Genomic DNA, 16,778 nt, shown 5'->3' on the forward strand with positions numbered 1-16,778 from the left:
GGGAGGGGGCCGAGGGTGGGTGCCTCTCCGCGAACGAACCGCTTGGGGCGCTCACCCTCCCCCAGCCCCTCCCTTGGAAGGGAGGGGGGAGATTTTGATGCGCTACCTGCCCCTTACCCAGCCCGATCGCGAGGCGATGCTTGGCGTCATCGGCGCGAAGTCGATCGACGATCTCTTCGTCGACGTTCCCGCCAGCGCCGTGCTCGATGGTCCGATCCCCGGCCTGCCGATGCATGCCAGCGAGCTCGCCGTCGAACGCCACATGACCAAGCTGGCGGCGAAGAATCTCGCCGCGGGGGCAGCGCCCTTCTTCCTCGGCGCCGGCGCCTATCGCCACCATGTGCCGGCCAGCGTCGACCACATCATCCAGCGCGGCGAGTTCCTCACCGCCTACACGCCCTATCAGCCGGAAATCGCGCAGGGCACGCTGCAGATGATGTTCGAGTTCCAGTCGCAGATCGCGCGCCTGCTCGGCTGCGACGTCGCGAACGCCTCGATGTACGACGGCTCGACCGCCTGCTGGGAAGCCATCACCATGGCCCGCCGCGTCACCAAGCGCGGCAAGGCGATCCTCTCGGGCGGCCTCCACCCGCATTATGTCTCGGTCGCCGAGACCATGGCCAAGTTCACCGGCGACCAGCTGGTCACGTCGCTCCCCACGCTGAGCCCGACCCCGGACACCGATGATCTGATCGGCCAGATCGACGACGACACCTCGTGTGTCGTGGTCCAGTATCCCGACATCCTCGGCCGCATCGCCGACCTGTCGAAGCTCGCCGAAGCGTGCCACGCGAAGAAGGCGCTGCTCGTCGCCGTGGTGACCGAGCCGGTGGCGCTCGGTGCGATCAAGGCGCCGGGCGAGATGGGCGCGGACATCGTGGTGGGCGAGGGCCAGTCGCTCGGCGTCGGCCTGCAGTTTGGCGGGCCCTATGTCGGCCTGTTCGCCTGCTCGGAGAAGCTGGTCCGCCAGATGCCGGGCCGGCTCTGTGGTGAGACCCAGGATGCCGAGGGCAAGCGCGGCTATGTGCTGACGCTCTCCACCCGCGAGCAGCATATCCGCCGCGAAAAGGCGACCTCGAACATCTGCACCAGCTCGGTGCTGTGCGCGCTCGCCATGTCGGTGCACATGACGCTGCTCGGCGAGAAGGGCTTGCGCCAGCTCGCCGTGGTCAACCACGCCACGGCCTCGGCCGCAGCCGACCGCCTGGCCCAGGTGCCGGGTGTCGAGCTGGTCACCCCGACCTTCTTCAACGAGTTCACGCTGAAGCTTTCGAAGGAAGCCCGTCCGGTGGTCCGCAAGCTCGCCGATCAGGGTATCCTGGCCGGCGTGTCGCTCGGCCGTCTCTATCCGGGTGCGGGCGATCTGGCGAACGGCCTGATTGTCGCGGTGACCGAAACCACTACGCAGGAGGACGTCGAGACGCTTGCCTCCGCGCTTCAGGAGGTGCTGGCATGAGCACGATCAACCAGTCCGGCTGGCGCCCCACCACTCCGGAAGCGGGCGAGGCCAGCGACATCTCGACCTTCACCGGCAATCGCGCGCTGATGCTTGATGAGGCGCTGATCTTCGAGATCGGCTCGTCGCAGACTACCGGCGTCGATTTCGGCGAAGTCCCCGCGGCACCTTCGCGCCTCGGCGGCCTCGAGCGTAATGCCGAGATCGGACTGCCCGGCCTGTCCGAGCCCGAGACGGTGCGCCACTACACCCGCCTGTCGCGCCAGAATTATGCGATCGATCTGGGCCTGTTCCCGCTCGGCTCGTGCACGATGAAGCACAATCCGCGCCTCAACGAGCGCATGGCCCGCCTGCCGGGCTTCGCCGACATCCATCCCCTTGCACCCGTCGACACGGTGCAGGGTGCGCTGGAAGTGATCGATCAGCTCGCCCACTGGCTGATCACGCTCACCGGCATGCAGGCCGTGGCGATGAGCCCCAAGGCCGGCGCGCACGGCGAGCTTTGCGGCATCCTCGCGATCCGCTCGGCGCTCGACGCGCAGGGCCAGCAGGACCGCAAGATCCTGCTCGTCCCGACCAGCGCGCATGGCACCAACCCGGCGACGGCAGCGTTCGCCGGCTTCTCGGTCGAGGACATCCCCGCCACCGAGGACGGCCGCGTCGATCTCGAAGCGCTCAAGGCGCGGCTGGGGCCGGACATCGCCGGCGTGATGATCACCAACCCCAACACCTGCGGCCTGTTCGAGCGCGACATGAAGGCGATCTCGGACGCGGTCCACGCGGCGGGCGGCTATGTCTATTGCGACGGCGCCAACTTCAACGCGATCGTCGGCCGGGTGCGCCCGGGCGATCTCGGCGTCGATGCGATGCACATCAACCTGCACAAGACCTTCTCGACCCCGCATGGCGGCGGCGGCCCGGGCTCGGGCCCGGTCGTGCTGTCGGCGGCGCTGGCGCCCTACGCGCCTTTGCCCTTCGTCGAAAAGGACGGCGACAAATTCCACCTCGTCGAGGAAGAGACCGCGGGCGAGCATCATGCCGGCACCTTCGGCCGCATGACCGCGTTCAACGGCCAGATGGGCATGTTCACGCGCGCGCTTACCTACATCCTGTCGCACGGTGCGGACGGCCTGCGCCAGGTCGCCGAGGATTCGGTGCTCAACGCCAACTATATCCTGCGCTCGATGACCGACGTGCTCGACGCGCCCTTCGCCAAGTACGGCCCGTGCATGCACGAGGCGATCTTCAGCGACAGGGGCCTGCCCGAGGGGCTCTCGACGATCGACATCGCCAAGGGGCTGATCGACGAGGGCTATCACCCGATGACGGTCTATTTCCCGCTCGTCGTCCACGGCGCGATGCTGGTGGAGCCGACCGAGACCGAGTCGAAGGCGACGCTCGACCAGTTCATCGGCGCGTTCCGCAGCGTGGCTGCTCGCGCCAAGAATGGCGACCCGACGATCAAGACCGCCCCGCACTTCGCCCCGCGCCGCCGCCTCGACGAGACGCTCGCCGCGCGCAAGCCGGTGCTGGCGTGGAAGCCGCCGGCCAAGGCCGAGGCTGCGGAGTAACTTGCTCTAGCCCCTCCCCTTCAGGGGAGGGGTTGGGGTGGGGGCTGTCAACTGGCTCCCCGTCTCGATGGGATACCTGCCCCACCCCAAACCCCTCCCCTGAAGGGGAGGGGCTTATTACCGGTCCCGCCACAACCAGTCCGCCGGCAGCCCAAGCCGCTCGCTTGCCTTGGCCGGCGGCGCATCGAGCAGCGGCACCCGGTTCGCTACCCGTGCCACCGCGCGGACCAGTCGCCGCTCGAACCGGCGCAGCCGCCAGTCCTCCAGGCCGAGCCGCTCGATCAGCGCATCGGGCAGCAGCGACACCGCGGCGCGCAGCAGCACATGCTGGAGCGGCCGTGCCACCCGCGGCAGCGCCGGCACCGCGCGCATGATCGCCAGGAATTCGTGGATGATCGGCGAGGCCACCAGCCGCGCGTCCATCTTCGCGAACAGCGCCGCCATCTTCGCCTCGCTCGCCGGCGCGCCGGTCGCGCCATAGAGCCGCGCCACCACCGCGCCTTCCGCCAGCGCCTTGTCGCGCTCGCGATAGCTCAGCGCCTCCGCATAGGCGTGATAGGCGCGGATGAAGCCATAGGAGGCGGTCGCCTGCACCCAGTCGAGCAGCACCGGATCGTTCGCGCGATAGGGCATGCCCTCGCTGGTGACGCCCGTCACCCGCTCATGCGCGCGGACCACCCCGGCGATCATCGCCTCGGTCCGGCTGCGCGGGCCATAGACGCTCATCATCGCCGCCAGCCCGGTGCGGCGCAGGCGGGTGAGCGCATCGGTGCGGAAGCTCGAATGCTGCCACACGCCGTCGCGCACGCCGGGCTCGGTCAGCTCGAGGATCACCGCCGCCACGCCGCCGACGAACAGCGTTACGGGATTGCGGAACACCCGCCACGATACCGAGTCCGCCGGCACCAGCGCCGGCTCGCCTCTGGGCGCGGCAAAGTCGAAGTCCATGCCCGGCGCGCTGCCCATCATCTCGCCCGCCGCCGCGCCGATCCGGCGGAGCATGGGCGTGGGAAGCGAAAGCGCGGCCATGCCGGCTCAACGCCGATAGCCCCGGAACCGTTCAAAAGCGGATTGCCCGCGGGCGACGGGCAGCGCAGCCTGCGCGCCAAATCCATTGGGGGATTCGACATGAAGATCGCACTGCTCGCGGCCGCCTTTGCTGCCGCCACCTTCTCGCTGCCCGCCCATGCCCAGGACGGTGCATTCGTCGGCGAAGTCCGTCTGATCGCCTTCGACTTCTGCCCGGACGGCTGGGTGGAGGCGGACGGCCGGCTGCTGCCGATCCGCGGTCAGCAGGCGCTCTTTGCGCTGCTCAGCAACAGCTATGGCGGCGACGGCGCCAATACCTTCGCGGTGCCCGATCTGCGCAAGGCGATCCCGCAGCCGGTGGTCGATAAGGAAAAGCGCATGCGCTACTGCATCGCGTTCCGTGGCGACTTCCCCCGGCGCCCTTGAGCGCCGGGCCGAGGGCTCAGATCCAGCGCCGCACGGCGGACTTGTAGCTGAGATAGCGCTCGCCGAACTTGCCGGCGAGGTACAGCTCCTCGCGCTCGATCACCTCGCGCTGGATCACCAGCAGCAGCGGGATCAGCAGCAGGAGGGTCACCAGGCTGTCCATCCAGACCGCGATGCCGGCATAGGCCAGCGCCATGCCGAAATACATCGGATTGCGCGACCAGCGATAGACGCCGTCGGTGACCAGCGCGGTCGAGCGCTTCCACGGCTTGGGATCGGTGCCCACGGCGCGGAACAGCCCGAGGGCGGACAGCATGATGCCCACGCCGAGCAAGGTCGCCAGCGAGCCCAGCCCGCGCTCGGTCGCGTGGTTGAGCGGCAGGTCGGGGCTGCCCAGCAACTTGCCGAGCGCCAGTCCCACCACCAATGTCCCGATGAAAGCGGCCGGCGGCGCGAATTTCACGCCCGCACTATCCTGATCGACGTCCATGAACCCTCCGGGCGCCCTGATGGACCGGCGTGTCCGCATGCGCAATCCTCTTGCCTTTGCCACGCAACTCGGCTGGCATGGATAGTGTATTGCTTGTATAAGTCACTTTCAAGCTCCCGGGGGAAATGATGCAAGGCCAGCACAATCCGCTGTTCAACCTGATTCCGATCGCCATCGTCCTGGTCGTCGTCGCGCTGCGCATGCGCCGGCTGACCCGGGAGCGTCCGCTGAAGGTCGAGTGGCTGTGGGTCGTGCCTGCCCTGTACGTCGCGATCGCCGGCTTCACCTTCTGGAACATCCCGCCCGCGCCGATGACCTGGGCGATCGCCGCCGCTGCATTGCTCGCGGGCGCCGCGCTCGGCTGGCAACGCGGCCGGATGATGCACATCAAGGTCGATCCGGAGACGCACGAGATCTCGCAAAAGGGCTCGCTCGCCGCGATGGCCTTCATCGTCGTCCTCATCCTGATCCGCATGGGCGCGCGCAACGCCGAATCGCTCGGCATCCCCGGCATGCATTTCGACGTGATGGCGATGACCGACGTGCTGATCGCCTTCGCGCTGGGCATGCTGACGATGCAGCGCGTCGAGATGTTCCTGCGCGCCCGCCGCCTGCTCGAGGCAGCGCGCGCGGCATGAAGCGGCACGCGCCCGCCACCGAGCGTAACCGCGATCCGATCGCCGCGGTGCTCGCCGGGGAACTGCCGGCGACGGGCAAGGTGCTGGAGATCGCCAGCGGCACCGGCGAGCATGTCGCCTGGTTCGCCGCCCGCTTTCCGGCGCTGAGCTGGCAGCCGAGCGATCCCGACGCCGACGCGCTCGCCTCGATCGCCGCCTGGAGCGAGGGGCTTGCGAACATCCTGCCGCCGCTGGAGATCGATGCGAGCACCGGGGATTTCCCCGCGGCGGATGCGATCCTGTGCATCAACATGGTCCATATCAGCCCCTGGAAAGCGACGCTCGGGCTGCTCGCCGGAGCGGGGAAGGTGCTGGCGCCGGGCGCCCCGCTGATCCTCTACGGCCCCTATCGCCGCGAGGACGTGGAGACCGCGCCGTCGAACGAGGCGTTCGAGCTGTGGCTCAAGGAAAAGGACCCGCGCTTCGGGCTGCGCTACGTCGAGGCGGTGAGCGCGGCGGCGGCGGTGCAGGGGCTGGCGCTGGCGCGGCTGGTCGAGATGCCGGCGAACAATCTGATGCTGGTGTATCGGAAATAGCCGTCATCCCGGCGCCTTCCTCCGTCATCCCGACGAAAGTCGGGATCTCGTGCGGCTCTTCTCCCGCCCTCGCCTGAGATCCCGACTTTCGTCGGGATGACGGCTTGGGGTGAGGGAGACGGCTGGTGCGGGGCGGCGGAAGTCTGCCCCAACATCCCTAAACCGGCTCCATCTCCGCACTCGTCACCGCCGGCCCCACGCCGCGCTTCCTTTCCCGCCACACGATGTACAGCCCGCTGGCGATGATCACCGGCGCGCCGAGCCAGGTCCAGCCGCTCGGCCACATGCCGAAGATCGCCCAGCCATAGAGCGTGCCCCAGATCAGGCTCGAATAGTCCATCGGCACCACCGCGCTCACCGGGGCGTGGCGCACCGATCCGGTGAGTGCCAGCTGACCGACGCCGCCGATCAGCCCGATCCCGACCAGGATGCCCCAGGTCGCCGGATCATGCGGCCTGAACTGGAAGGCATAGGGGATCGCCAGCACCGGCACCGACAGGACCGAGAACCAGAAAACCGTCGTCCCCGTCGCCTCGGTCTTGCCGATCTGCCGGAGCAGGATCGCGACGATCGCCACGAACAGCGCCGCGAGCAGGCCGACCACCGCGCCGAACAGTGGCACATGCGCGCTCCATGGCTGGGTGACGATCAGCACACCGAGGAAGCCGACCACCACCGCGCCCCAGCGATGCCAGCCGGTCGGCTCCCTGAGCAGCACCGCGCCCAGGATCGTCGCGAAGATCGGCACGGTGAACTGGAAGGTCACCGCCTCGGCCAGCGGCAGCAGCAGCACCGCGCCGAAGGTGAAGATCATGCCGGTCAGGCCCACTGCGGTGCGCGAGACATGCGCGCCGAAGCGCCTGGTGCGGATCGATCCCAGCCCGGGCCCGGCCGCCACCCAGGCGGTCACCAGCGGCACTGCCCAGAACTGGCGATGGAACATCGTCTCGACCAGCCCGGCACCGCGCGCCTCGGCCAGCTTGATCAGCGCCGACATGGTCGCGAGGCAGGCGACCGCGAACAGCCGCAGCGTTATGCCCTTCAGGATATGATCGTCGCCCACCCGAGCGCGCTAGGGAAAACCGCGCGCCGGGGCAATCGCGCAGGCGGCGTTCAGCTCTGCTGGTAGGTGAGCCAGCCGGTGATCCGGTCGCCCTGTTCATGGGGCAGGCTGGTGATGCCGCGCAGCACGTGCAGGCCGATCGCGCACCGTTTCTCGGGCCGCGCCCGCGCCATGCGTGCCGCATCGCCCCAGGTTTCGAGGTCGAACTGGCTCATCCCGCCGCGCCGCATCGCCGTCACCAGGGCAACCGCGTCGGGCCTCGCGATCTCCTTCCTGGGGACCTTGCGATGGACCGGCTTGTCGCGTCCCGCCGCCGAGGTGGTGATCTGCGCGGCGGCAAGCTCGACCAGCCGTTCGGACACTTCGGGCGAATAGATGCCCCCGCTCGTGATCGTCCCCATCACATAGCGGTCGCACAGGGCGACATCGCGCTGCTGCAGTGTCTCGATCAGCTGGATCTCCATCTGGCGGTAGAGGTTGAGGTCGCCATGCGGTGCCTGGACGAACTCGTCGCGGTGGCGGAGCGTCGAGGCGCGCATCCAGGCGAAGCTCTCGCGACCGATCTGCTCGCGCGTCGCGCCTTCGCGGACCCGCTTCGAGACCATGGCGGTATAGGCGGCGAACTCCTCCGGGTAGCTGTCCTGCAGCGCTTCGAAAAAGACCTTGCCGGTGCGGTCCTTGAGCATCGATTCGGCGATGCCTTCGGGCGATTGCGCCTGTTCCTTGAATTGCGTGCCGAACCACCAGGCCCCGCCTATGCCCAGCGTGGCGAGCAGCAGCAGGACGATCCCGATCGCCAGCCCGGTGCGCGAGACTTCGCGCGGCGCCACATCCCGTTGTTCCATGCCCCGATTCCCCCTGCCGACCAGTAGAGCCGGCCTGCGGCGTCGAATCAAGCGGCGGGCTCGGGAGAGAAGGCGCTGGCAAAATAGGATTTGATTTGTCACCACGAGGCTGGCCCCGCCGGTGCTTCGCGCACGCGATGGGGATTCAAGAGATTCAATGAATCCGGGCTCGCTTGCGGCGGGCGCGCCACGACTTTAGAGGCACGGCCATGATCAAGCATGCGCTCAACGTCACCCGCGAAGGCGACTTCGCCCAATGGTATCAGACCGTCATCACCGAGGCCGACATGGCCGAGGAGAGCGGGGTGCGCGGCTGCATGGTCATCCGGCCGTGGGGCTATGGCATCTGGGAGCGGATCCAGCGCCTGCTCGACGACCGCATCAAGGGCGCGGGTTATGACAACACCTATTTCCCGCTGTTCATCCCGCTGAGCTATTTCGAGAAGGAAGCCGATCACGTCGAAGGCTTCGCGAAGGAGATGGCGGTCGTCACGCACCACCGGCTGATCTCCGACGGCAAGGGCGGGCTCACCCCCGATCCCGCCGCGAAGCTCGAAGAGCCGCTGATCGTGCGCCCCACCTCGGAGACGGTGATCGGTGCTGGCTTCAGCCGCTGGATCCAGTCGTGGCGCGACCTGCCGGTGCAGATCAACCAATGGGCGAACGTCGTGCGCTGGGAAATGCGCACCCGCATGTTCCTGCGCACCAGCGAGTTCCTCTGGCAGGAAGGCCATGCCGCCTATGCCAGCGCCGAGCAGGCGCGCGAGGAGACGCTGAAGGCGCTGGAGATCTATCGCAGCTTCGCCGAGGATTGCGCGGCGATGCCCGTGGTTGCCGGCGAGAAGCCCGAGAATGAGCGCTTCCCCGGCGCCGTCTCGACCTACAGCATCGAGGCGATGATGCAGGACGGCAAGGCGCTCCAGGCGGGCACCAGCCACTTCCTCGGCACCACCTTCAGCCAGGCGCAGGACATCAAGTTCCAGAATTCGGAAGGCCAGCAGGAGCTCGCCCAGACGATCAGCTGGGGTATGTCGACCCGGATGATCGGCGGCATGATCATGACGCATGGCGACGACGACGGCCTGCGCGTGCCGCCGCGCCTGGCGCCCTGGCAGGTCGTGATCGTGCCGATGCTGCGCGACAATGACGAGGACGCCGCGCTGATCGACTATTGCAAGTCGCTGCAGCAGGAACTGTCGAAGCAGTTCGCGTTCGGCGAGCCCGTGCGTGCGCTGCTCGATCTCAAGGCGATCAAGGCCGTCACCAAGCGCTGGGGCTGGATCAAGAAGGGCTGCCCGATCGTCATCGAGGTCGGCGGTCGCGACATGGCCGGCGGCAACGTCTCGGTCACCGTCCGCACCGATCTCTACAAGGAGGACGGCAAGCTCAACTCGCAGATCGTCGCCCGCGACGCATTCCTGGGCGATGTCGTCGGCACGCTCGAGACGGTGCAGAAGGCGCTGTTCGAGCAGGCCAAGGCCCGCACCGACGCCAACATCGTCCGCGACGTGACCGACTTTGCCGGGCTCGAGGCCTATTTCGAGAATGCCGGCAAGTTCCCCGGCTGGGTCGAAGTCGAATGGTCGAAGCCGACCGGGACCGAGCTCGACAAGGTGGTCGAGCGGATCAAGGCGCTCAAGCTGACCTTCCGCAACGTGGCGAGCAACGCGGCGCCGGCCACCGGCACCTGCATCTTCACCGGCGCGCCGGCGATAGAGCGGATCCTGGTCGCGCGGGCTTACTGATGCGCACACTTTTCGCCACGTTGCTCTACCAAGAGCCGCTCGGCGACGATGATCTCCTCGACGCGCTGGAGGATTCCTGCCTCCAGCTCGTCGAGGACGACAGCGCCGGCCGCCGCTGGTGCCGCGAGAACCATTATCGCGGGTACACCAGCTACGCCTCGCTCGACGACCTGCCGATCCGCGACCCCAATTTCGCGGACCTCAAGCGCCTGCTCGACAAGCATGTCGCCAAATTCGCCAAGGCCTGCGCCTTCGATCTCGGCGGCAAGAAGCTCAAGCTCGACAGCCTTTGGGTGAACGTGCTCGACGGCAAGGGCGGGCATGGCGCGCATATCCATCCGCACAGTGTCGTCTCGGGCACGCTCTATGTCGCGTTGCCCAAGGGTTCGCGCGGCCTCAAGCTCGAAGACCCAAGGCTGGCGATGATGATGGCCGCCCCGCCGCGGCTGGAGGATGCACCCGAGGCGCTGCAGAGCTTCATCGAGATCATCCCCGAGCCCGGCACCGTGCTGCTCTGGGAAAGCTGGTTGCGCCACGAGGTCCCGGCCGGCGCGGGCAAGGAGCCGCGGATCAGCATCAGCTTCAACTATCGCTGGGGATGAATGGCCGGCGCGCCTTCCTTGCCGGCGCGCTGAGCCTGCCGCTCGCGGCGAAGGCGGGCGAGGCATGGGACGCGGTGGTCGATCCCGCCACCGGCACCCTCGGCAAGGCACTGGCCGAGGCGGAACGGGCAGGGCGTCCGTATCGCATCCTGCTCAGGCCCGGCATCTTCACCGAGAAGCTGACGGTCCGGGCAGCCGGGGTGACGATCCAGGGCTCGCCGGGCACCGTGCTCGAATACGGTACCGCGGCCGGCACGCCGAAGCCCGGCGGCGGGACCTGGGGCACCGGCGGCTCGGGAACGCTGACCATCGCGGCGCCGGACGTCACCCTGCGTGGCCTGACCATTCGCAACAGCTTCGACTATATCGGTGCCCGGCGTGACGGTTCCGGCAACGGCGCCCAGGCCGTGGCGCTGGCGATCGGCCGCGAGGCGGACCGCACCGTGGTCGATCGCTGCACCCTGCTCGGCTATCAGGACACATTCTACCTCCACACCCGTAGCCTGGTCACCGACAGCCGCATCGTCGGCGGGGTGGACTTCATCTTCGGCGGAGCCGCGGCGTGGTTCGAGCGCTGCGAGATCGTCACCCGCTATGTGCCGGGTGCCGAGAGCTTCGGCTTCGTCGCCGCGCCGAGCACCCCGGCGGCGCAGGAGTTCGGGCTGGTCTTCGCCGATTGCCGGCTGAAGCGCGAGCCGGGGGTGCCCGCCAACTCGACCTGGCTCGGCCGGCCCTGGCGTGCCGGTGGCAACATGGCGCTGCTCGGCCAGGCGGCGTTCCTGAACTGCTGGATGGACGCCCATATCCGGCGTGAGGGTTGGACCTGGATGGGCTACAAGGGTGCCGACGGCGACAAGCGCCGCCTGACCCCGCCCGAGGCGCGGCTCTACGAATATGCGAGTAAGGGACCGGGGGCCGGCGTGGCAGGGGCCGACCGCAAGCTGCTGACGGCGGAGGAGGCGCGCCGCTTCACCCGGGCGAATGTGATCGGCTTCTAGACCCCAGTCGTCGGGGTGACGGATCTGGTTGCAATGTAGGATTTCGTCTGTTTCCGTACTGGGCGAATGAGCGCGGATGCTCGTCGCACCCGTCCGCTTTGGTCGCCTTCCGGGCGGGGTCCGTCGTGCAATGCGGGTATCGGGCCGAACCCGACGCTAGCGCGCACTGTCCTTTCACAGGAGTGACCATGCGTTCGATCCCCGTCGCCGTGCCGCTCGCGCTGGCCTTGCTCGTATCGCCGTCCGCCGCGGCGCAGTCCCTTGGCGGTCTTCTGGGCAAGGCGACCCGTGCCGCCCGCGCTGCGGCCGATGTAAGTCGGGTCGTCGGCTCGAAGGAGGGCGAGGCCGAGGACGTGACCATCACGCCGGCCAGCCAGCCTGACGCCCCCGCGGACAAGCCGGGCAAGGCCCCCCTCAACTATCCGGCGACCGGTGTGGAGCCCTATCCGCTCAACATCAACGAGCAGGTCTACAGCCCGCGCGACTATAAATTCTCCGCAGCCATGGAAGCGGAGAAGAAGGCGTTCGACCTGTTCGGCCGGGTGTCCTGCAATGATTGCGAGGGCGGCTATGACTATGAGGACTGGCCCCAGCGCCACCTGCCGAACAAGGGTGTGTTCAACCCGTTCCCGAAGTTCGTTGAAGGGCTCGCGCTGAACCAGAGCTGGTCATGGAAGAGCCGCGCGGCGACGGGCAGGCTGACGGTGACTTCGGAAGAGCCGGTGGGGCCCTTCAAGTGCAAGCAGGTTCGCTGGGAGCTGACGCGCGGCGCCAAGACCGTATCCCGTCCGAGCCTGTTCTGTAAGGTGCGTACGGAATTCGCCGAGATCTTCTGATCTCAGCAGATCACCAGGGTGAGCTGGCGGACCAGGCTGCGCTCGATCGGGTCGTCGAAGCGGCAGCCGATATGGGCACCGTCGTTCCATATCACGGTGGCGGGCACCGGCTGGTCGTCGCGCAGGGCCAGCCACACCCGGTCGCCTTCGCCATGGGCGACGGCGCAGGCGAGCCGGCAGCCATAGACCGAGAGGTCGTGAAGCATCGCCTCGACCGGGCGGTTGCCGCGCTTGGTGACGGTGGCGCGGGTGACAAGGATGCGATGCCGCGTCGCCCCGCGCTGTTCGACAAGCGCGGGCGCCACAGCCCGATATTGCGAGAATTTGGTCGCCATTCTCTCTCCGCCCCGGCGCGCACCCTGCCTTGGACGGTTTAACAAGCACTTAAGGCGATCAGTGATCCGGCCTCAGCACCAGATTGCGGGCGTGGGCGACGCGAACCTTCTGCATCTTGCCGGGCCGTTGCGGTTCCCGGGAGCAGACCTGGAAGTCGCCATAGACGCTTGTGCCGAACAGGTCGCCTGCCGGGAGCCAGAGCCGGCGGACATTGGCCGGGAGCTGGGCGAGCGAGAGATCCTGATCGACATCGACGCCGAGCATGCGCCGAGTGCCGATGACCCAGATGCGCAAGGCGGGATTGCCGTTCGCGGCGAATAGTCGGCCATGTACGGTTCGGCATTGCGGCTGCACGGCTAGCGCGAGCGCGGCCAGCGTGGCGATCATGATTGCTCCTTCAATATCGCCTCGACCTTCGCCGCCAGCTCCCGCCCGGCGTGCAGCCCCAGCTTGCTCCGGCGCCAGAGCACGTCCTCGGCGGTGCGGGCCCATTCCTGGTCGCGCATCCAGCGTATCTCGGTGGCGGTAAGCCCGGCACCCAGGTCCTCGCCCAAGTCGGTCACGCCCTTCAGCATGTCGCCCAGGCAGCAGCCATAGGCATGCGCCATGCGCTCGGCCCGCGCGTCGCCCAGGAAGGGCCAGCGGGCTTTGGCTTGCGCGACGAACTTGTCGAAGTCGGCGATCGCGCCACCGGGGAAGACCCGGGCGCGGGTCACAGGCTCGACCGTGGCGCCCAGCACCGGCCCGATCTTCGCCAATGCGTCCTCGGCCAGGGCCCGCGCCGTGGTGATCTTGCCGCCGAAGATCGAGAGCAGGGGTGGGCCGTCCTGATCGAGCTCCAGCACATAGTCGCGGGTCACCGACTGCGCCTTGGCCGCTCCGTCATCGTGCAGCGGCCGCACGCCGGACCAGCTCCAGACGATGTCGTCGGGCGTGACCTGGCGGGTGAAATAGCGGTTCACCGACTCGCAGAGATAGGTCTTCTCCTCCTCGGTGCACATCGCATCCTCGGGCCGGTCGACCTGGATGTCGGTGGTGCCGATCTCGGTGAATTCGCCTTCATAGGGGATGGCGAAGACGATCCGCCGATCGGGCTGCTGGAGGATATAGGCATGGTCACCGTCGAAAAGCTTGGGGACGACGATGTGGCTGCCCTTGACCAGCCGGATCTGCGAATGATTAGCGATAGCCAGCGTGTCGAGCAGCTTGCGCACCCAGGGACCGGCCGCGTTGACCAGCCCGCGCGCCTCGACGGTGCGCCCGTTGGACAGCTCGGCGCGCCAGCTTCCGCCCTCGCGCCGGGCGCTCAGCAATTCGGTGCGCGTGGCGATTTCGGCGCCGTGGGCGGCGGCGTCCACGGCATTGGCCAGGGTGAGGCGGGCGTCGTCGACGCGGCAGTCCGAATAGACGAAGCCGCGATGCGCGCCGGCGAGCGGATCGGTGAAGGCCTTGTCCCTGGCGGTCAGGTCGCGGGAGCGGGGCAGGGTGGAGTTGCTGCCGATTGCCAGCGCGTCATAGAGATAGAGGCCGGCCCGTACCATCCACCAGGGCCGCAGCGCATGGGCGTGCGGCAGGACGAAGGTGAGCGGGCGGATCAGGTGCGGCGCTGCCTCGAGCAGCCGCTCGCGCTCGTGCAGTGCCTCGCGGACCAGGCGGAACTCATAGGTCTCGAGATAGCGCAGCCCGCCATGGATCAGCTTGGTCGAGGCCGAGCTGGTATGGCCGGCCAGGTCGTCCTTCTCGACGAGCAGTATCTTGAGGCCGAGCAGCGAGGCCTCGCGGGCGATCGCGCACCCGTTGATCCCGCCGCCGACGATGAGCAGGTCATATGTCACGGTGCTACGCTACGGCGTTGGCATGCGGCTCGCGAGTCCTTATCTTGGGGTCCAATGGCAAAACCAAAACATAAAGCAGGGCTGCCCACGCGGCAGCAGATTCTAGATTTCATCACCAATTCCGACACGCCCGCCGGCAAGCGCGAGATCGCCAAGGCATTCGGGCTGCACGGGCAGGACAAGATCCTGCTCAAGGCCTTGCTCAAGGACATGAGCGACGAGGGGCTGATCGACGTCGCCCCGGGCCGCGCCTTCCACAAGATGGGCGGCGTGCCCAAGGTCACCGTGCTGCGCATCACCGATGCCGATGGCGACACCACCTGGGCGGTGCCCGAGCGCTGGGAGGCCGAGGGCGTGCCCGTGCCGCGGCTGCGGGTTCGCGAGGCGCGCGGCAAGCGCTCGGCGCTGGCCATCGGCGACCGCATCCTCGCCCGCACCGAAGAGGCCGGCAACGGCTGGATCGCCCATCCGATGAAGAAGCTCGCCCGTGGCGAGGAACTGATGCTCGGCGTGCTCAAGGAAGAGGCCGGGCGGCTCTGGCTGCAGGGCGTCGAGAAGAAGGAGCGGCGCAACTGGCCGGTCTCCGATGCCGGCGGTGCCGAGCAGGGCGATCTCGTCCTCGCCGAGAAGACCGGCCGCCCGCCGCGGATCACCGCCAAGGTGGTCGAGATTCTCGGTGATCCTTTCGCCCCGCGCAGCTTCTCGCTGATAGCGATCCACCGGCATGGCATCCCCAATGTCTTCTCCGAGGACCTGCTCGACGAAGCCGAGCGGGTGTCGAAGACCGACCTTGGCAAGCGCGAGGACCTTCGCCACCTGCCGATCGTCGCGATCGACCCGGCGGACGCGCGCGACCATGACGATGCGGTCTGGGCCGCGCCCGACGACGATCCGAAGAACGAAGGCGGCTGGAAGGCCGTGGTCGCGATCGCCGACGTATCCTTCTACGTCCGCCCCGGCTCGGAGCTGGACCGCGAGGCGCGGAAGCGCGGCAACTCGGTCTATTTCCCCGACCGCGTCGTGCCGATGCTGCCCGAGATCCTCTCGGCGGAGGTCTGCTCGCTCAAGGAAGGCGAGGACCGCGCGGCACTGGCCTGCCATCTCCAGATCGGCAAGCATGGCGAGCTGAAGACTTGGCGCTTCACGCGTGCGGTGGTCAGCATTGCGGCGAATATCGCTTATGAGGACGCTCAGGCGGCAATCGACGGCAAGATCGAGCATCCGCTGACCGAGGTGGCGCTGAAGCCGCTCTGGGGCTGCTGGGCCGCGCTCAACAATGCGCGCGACAAGCGCGAGCCGCTTGACCTCGATCTGCCCGAGCGGCGGATCGTGCTCGACGAGATGGGGCGTATCCTCTCGGTGGCACCGCGGGAGCGGCTCGATGCGCACAAGCTGATCGAGGATTACATGATCGCGGCGAACGTTGCGGCGGCGAAGGCGCTGGAGGCCAAGAAGGCGCCGGTGATGTACCGCATCCACGAGCCGCCGGCACGGGAGAAGCTCGTCGCGCTGCGGGAATATCTCAAGACCTTCGGCATCGAGTTCGCGCTCGGGCAGGTGATCAAGCCAGCGACGTTCAACCATATCCTGAAGCGCGTCGGCGAGAGCGATTTCCGCGAGCAGGTGATGCAGCAGGTGCTGCGCAGCCAGATGCAGGCTTCGTACGGGCCGGCGAACCATGGCCATTTCGGCCTGTCGCTCGGCAGCTATGCCCACTTCACCTCGCCGATCCGCCGCTATGCCGACCTGATCGTCCACCGCTCGCTGGTCCACGCCTATGACCTTGGCCCGGGCGGGCTGACGCAGGACGAGGCCGCGACGATGGAGCGGATCGGCGAAAGCATCTCCAGCCTCGAGCGCCGGGCGATGGAAGCCGAGCGGGAGACCATCGACCGCTATGTCGCTGCCTATCTCGCCAACCATGTCGGCGAGGTGCTGGAGGCACGGATCACCGGGGTGCAGAGCTTCGGCTTCTTTGCCACCGTCGACGGCGTCGGCGGGGACGGGCTGGTCGCGGCGCGGGACCTCGGCACCGAATACTTCCGCTACGACGAGGCCGGGCAGCGGCTGGTCGGCGACGAGAGCGGCGACGCGTTCACCATCGGCATGCGGCTCCAGCTGCGGCTGGTCGAGGCCAATCCGGTCTCGGGTGCGCTGCGCTTCGAACTGCCCGACGGCAAGGGCTCGGCGGGACCCTCGGCGTTCGAGCGGGACCGGGTCCACAAGGGCCGTCCCCGTCCGATCAAGCGGCGCGGCCGGCCGGCCAATATCCGCCATAATGGGAAGCGGCGTTGATCTGGGTTCATTGACCCCGAGGCGGGGGCCTTTATGCT

The 16,778-nt window shown here is 67.9% G+C and carries 17 protein-coding genes; 10 read left to right on the plus strand and 7 right to left on the minus strand.

Going from position 1 to position 16,778, the window contains the following annotated elements; all coding sequences use genetic code 11:
* The first annotated feature begins 97 nt into the window (after positions 1-97).
* Together gcvPA and gcvPB are read left to right on the plus strand one after the other, a co-directional pair.
* Complete coding sequence (gene gcvPA / locus ACEN8G_RS01230; protein ID WP_413419263.1) at positions 98-1,456, plus strand: aminomethyl-transferring glycine dehydrogenase subunit GcvPA; 1,359 nt, start codon at positions 98-100, stop codon at positions 1,454-1,456.
* The gene (gcvPB, locus tag ACEN8G_RS01235; RefSeq protein ID WP_413419265.1) at positions 1,453-3,027 is read left to right on the plus strand and encodes an aminomethyl-transferring glycine dehydrogenase subunit GcvPB; all 1,575 of its coding nucleotides are present in this window, start codon (positions 1,453-1,455) and stop codon (positions 3,025-3,027) included. Before gcvPA ends, gcvPB begins: the two co-directional genes overlap by 4 nt.
* A 117-nt stretch (positions 3,028-3,144) precedes the next feature.
* On the opposite strand, the gene ACEN8G_RS01240 is transcribed toward gcvPB, so the two are convergent.
* Positions 3,145-4,056, minus strand: coding sequence for an oxygenase MpaB family protein (locus ACEN8G_RS01240; protein WP_413415281.1), 912 nt, complete (start codon positions 4,054-4,056; stop codon positions 3,145-3,147).
* Between the two features lie 99 nt (positions 4,057-4,155).
* Here ACEN8G_RS01240 and ACEN8G_RS01245 point away from each other — a divergent pair, with 99 nt between their 5' ends.
* On the plus strand, positions 4,156-4,482 hold the full coding sequence (locus ACEN8G_RS01245) for a phage tail protein (RefSeq protein ID WP_413415282.1): 327 nt from the start codon (positions 4,156-4,158) through the stop codon (positions 4,480-4,482).
* Between the two features lie 16 nt (positions 4,483-4,498).
* Here the strand turns inward: ACEN8G_RS01245 and ACEN8G_RS01250 are convergent, their stop codons facing one another.
* Entirely contained in the window at positions 4,499-4,972 is a 474-nt protein-coding gene (locus ACEN8G_RS01250) for a methyltransferase family protein (protein WP_413415284.1), read from the minus strand.
* Positions 4,973-5,097: 125 nt separating this feature from the next.
* Here ACEN8G_RS01250 and ACEN8G_RS01255 point away from each other — a divergent pair, with 125 nt between their 5' ends.
* Positions 5,098-5,610 carry a CcdC protein domain-containing protein gene (locus ACEN8G_RS01255; RefSeq protein WP_413415285.1) on the plus strand — a complete coding sequence of 171 codons (513 nt, stop codon included), beginning with the start codon at positions 5,098-5,100 and terminating at the stop codon, positions 5,608-5,610.
* The gene (locus tag ACEN8G_RS01260; protein ID WP_413415286.1) at positions 5,607-6,185 is read left to right on the plus strand and encodes a DUF938 domain-containing protein; all 579 of its coding nucleotides are present in this window, start codon (positions 5,607-5,609) and stop codon (positions 6,183-6,185) included. Before ACEN8G_RS01255 ends, ACEN8G_RS01260 begins: the two co-directional genes overlap by 4 nt.
* A gap of 157 nt (positions 6,186-6,342) precedes the next feature.
* Here ACEN8G_RS01260 and ACEN8G_RS01265 read toward each other — a convergent pair whose 3' ends face one another.
* On the minus strand, positions 6,343-7,248 hold the full coding sequence (locus ACEN8G_RS01265; RefSeq protein WP_413415287.1) for a DMT family transporter: 906 nt from the start codon (positions 7,246-7,248) through the stop codon (positions 6,343-6,345).
* A gap of 50 nt (positions 7,249-7,298) precedes the next feature.
* Positions 7,299-8,093, minus strand: a complete 795-nt coding sequence (locus ACEN8G_RS01270) for a hypothetical protein (RefSeq protein WP_413415288.1) — start codon at positions 8,091-8,093, stop codon at positions 7,299-7,301.
* A gap of 209 nt (positions 8,094-8,302) precedes the next feature.
* On the opposite strand from ACEN8G_RS01270, the gene ACEN8G_RS01275 reads away from it, so the two are divergent.
* The 4 genes from ACEN8G_RS01275 (at position 8,303) to ACEN8G_RS01290 (ending at position 12,274) form a co-directional block, all read left to right on the plus strand.
* Positions 8,303-9,838 (plus strand): aminoacyl--tRNA ligase-related protein, encoded by a 1,536-nt coding sequence (locus tag ACEN8G_RS01275; RefSeq protein ID WP_413415289.1) that lies wholly within the window; start codon positions 8,303-8,305, stop codon positions 9,836-9,838.
* Positions 9,838-10,440, plus strand: coding sequence for a TIGR02466 family protein (locus tag ACEN8G_RS01280; RefSeq protein ID WP_413415290.1), 603 nt, complete (start codon positions 9,838-9,840; stop codon positions 10,438-10,440). Before ACEN8G_RS01275 ends, ACEN8G_RS01280 begins: the two co-directional genes overlap by 1 nt.
* A complete protein-coding gene (locus ACEN8G_RS01285; protein WP_413415291.1) occupies positions 10,437-11,438 on the plus strand; it encodes a pectinesterase family protein in 1,002 nt (333 codons plus the stop codon). Before ACEN8G_RS01280 ends, ACEN8G_RS01285 begins: the two co-directional genes overlap by 4 nt.
* A gap of 188 nt (positions 11,439-11,626) precedes the next feature.
* Positions 11,627-12,274 carry a hypothetical protein gene (locus ACEN8G_RS01290; protein ID WP_413415292.1) on the plus strand — a complete coding sequence of 216 codons (648 nt, stop codon included), beginning with the start codon at positions 11,627-11,629 and terminating at the stop codon, positions 12,272-12,274.
* 2 nt (positions 12,275-12,276) lie between these two features.
* Here the strand turns inward: ACEN8G_RS01290 and ACEN8G_RS01295 are convergent, their stop codons facing one another.
* From ACEN8G_RS01295 to glpD, 3 genes are read right to left on the minus strand one after another with little or no spacing between them, the layout of a single operon-like run.
* Positions 12,277-12,609 (minus strand): PilZ domain-containing protein, encoded by a 333-nt coding sequence (locus tag ACEN8G_RS01295; RefSeq protein WP_413415293.1) that lies wholly within the window; start codon positions 12,607-12,609, stop codon positions 12,277-12,279.
* 58 nt (positions 12,610-12,667) lie between these two features.
* Positions 12,668-12,997 (minus strand): hypothetical protein, encoded by a 330-nt coding sequence (locus tag ACEN8G_RS01300; RefSeq protein ID WP_413415294.1) that lies wholly within the window; start codon positions 12,995-12,997, stop codon positions 12,668-12,670.
* Positions 12,994-14,445, minus strand: coding sequence for a glycerol-3-phosphate dehydrogenase (glpD, locus tag ACEN8G_RS01305; protein ID WP_413415295.1), 1,452 nt, complete (start codon positions 14,443-14,445; stop codon positions 12,994-12,996). The genes ACEN8G_RS01300 and glpD overlap by 4 nt, the downstream gene beginning before the upstream one ends.
* A 54-nt stretch (positions 14,446-14,499) precedes the next feature.
* On the opposite strand from glpD, the gene rnr reads away from it, so the two are divergent.
* The gene (rnr, locus tag ACEN8G_RS01310; protein ID WP_413415296.1) at positions 14,500-16,740 is read left to right on the plus strand and encodes a ribonuclease R; all 2,241 of its coding nucleotides are present in this window, start codon (positions 14,500-14,502) and stop codon (positions 16,738-16,740) included.
* The last annotated feature ends 38 nt before the right edge of the window (positions 16,741-16,778 follow it).

Origin of the sequence: Sphingomonas sp. Sphisp66 (assembly GCF_047324325.1) — a bacterium.
Lineage (GTDB): Bacteria > Pseudomonadota > Alphaproteobacteria > Sphingomonadales > Sphingomonadaceae > Sphingomonas.

What these genes read in the sequence shown, in the direction of transcription:
- ACEN8G_RS01280 (WP_413415290.1), top strand. Translation starts at nt 9,838, where the DNA reads ATGCGCACACTTTTCGCCACGTTGCTCTACCAAGAGCCGCTCGGCGAC.
- ACEN8G_RS01295 (WP_413415293.1), bottom strand. Translation starts at nt 12,609, where the DNA reads ATGGCGACCAAATTCTCGCAATATCGGGCTGTGGCGCCCGCGCTTGTC.
- ACEN8G_RS01250 (WP_413415284.1), bottom strand. Translation starts at nt 4,972, where the DNA reads ATGGACGTCGATCAGGATAGTGCGGGCGTGAAATTCGCGCCGCCGGCC.
- ACEN8G_RS01270 (WP_413415288.1), bottom strand. Translation starts at nt 8,093, where the DNA reads ATGGAACAACGGGATGTGGCGCCGCGCGAAGTCTCGCGCACCGGGCTG.
- ACEN8G_RS01300 (WP_413415294.1), bottom strand. Translation starts at nt 12,997, where the DNA reads ATGATCGCCACGCTGGCCGCGCTCGCGCTAGCCGTGCAGCCGCAATGC.
- ACEN8G_RS01275 (WP_413415289.1), top strand. Translation starts at nt 8,303, where the DNA reads ATGATCAAGCATGCGCTCAACGTCACCCGCGAAGGCGACTTCGCCCAA.
- ACEN8G_RS01285 (WP_413415291.1), top strand. Translation starts at nt 10,437, where the DNA reads ATGAATGGCCGGCGCGCCTTCCTTGCCGGCGCGCTGAGCCTGCCGCTC.
- ACEN8G_RS01255 (WP_413415285.1), top strand. Translation starts at nt 5,098, where the DNA reads ATGATGCAAGGCCAGCACAATCCGCTGTTCAACCTGATTCCGATCGCC.
- ACEN8G_RS01290 (WP_413415292.1), top strand. Translation starts at nt 11,627, where the DNA reads ATGCGTTCGATCCCCGTCGCCGTGCCGCTCGCGCTGGCCTTGCTCGTA.
- rnr (WP_413415296.1), top strand. Translation starts at nt 14,500, where the DNA reads ATGGCAAAACCAAAACATAAAGCAGGGCTGCCCACGCGGCAGCAGATT.
- ACEN8G_RS01240 (WP_413415281.1), bottom strand. Translation starts at nt 4,056, where the DNA reads ATGGCCGCGCTTTCGCTTCCCACGCCCATGCTCCGCCGGATCGGCGCG.
- ACEN8G_RS01260 (WP_413415286.1), top strand. Translation starts at nt 5,607, where the DNA reads ATGAAGCGGCACGCGCCCGCCACCGAGCGTAACCGCGATCCGATCGCC.
- gcvPA (WP_413419263.1), top strand. Translation starts at nt 98, where the DNA reads ATGCGCTACCTGCCCCTTACCCAGCCCGATCGCGAGGCGATGCTTGGC.
- gcvPB (WP_413419265.1), top strand. Translation starts at nt 1,453, where the DNA reads ATGAGCACGATCAACCAGTCCGGCTGGCGCCCCACCACTCCGGAAGCG.
- ACEN8G_RS01245 (WP_413415282.1), top strand. Translation starts at nt 4,156, where the DNA reads ATGAAGATCGCACTGCTCGCGGCCGCCTTTGCTGCCGCCACCTTCTCG.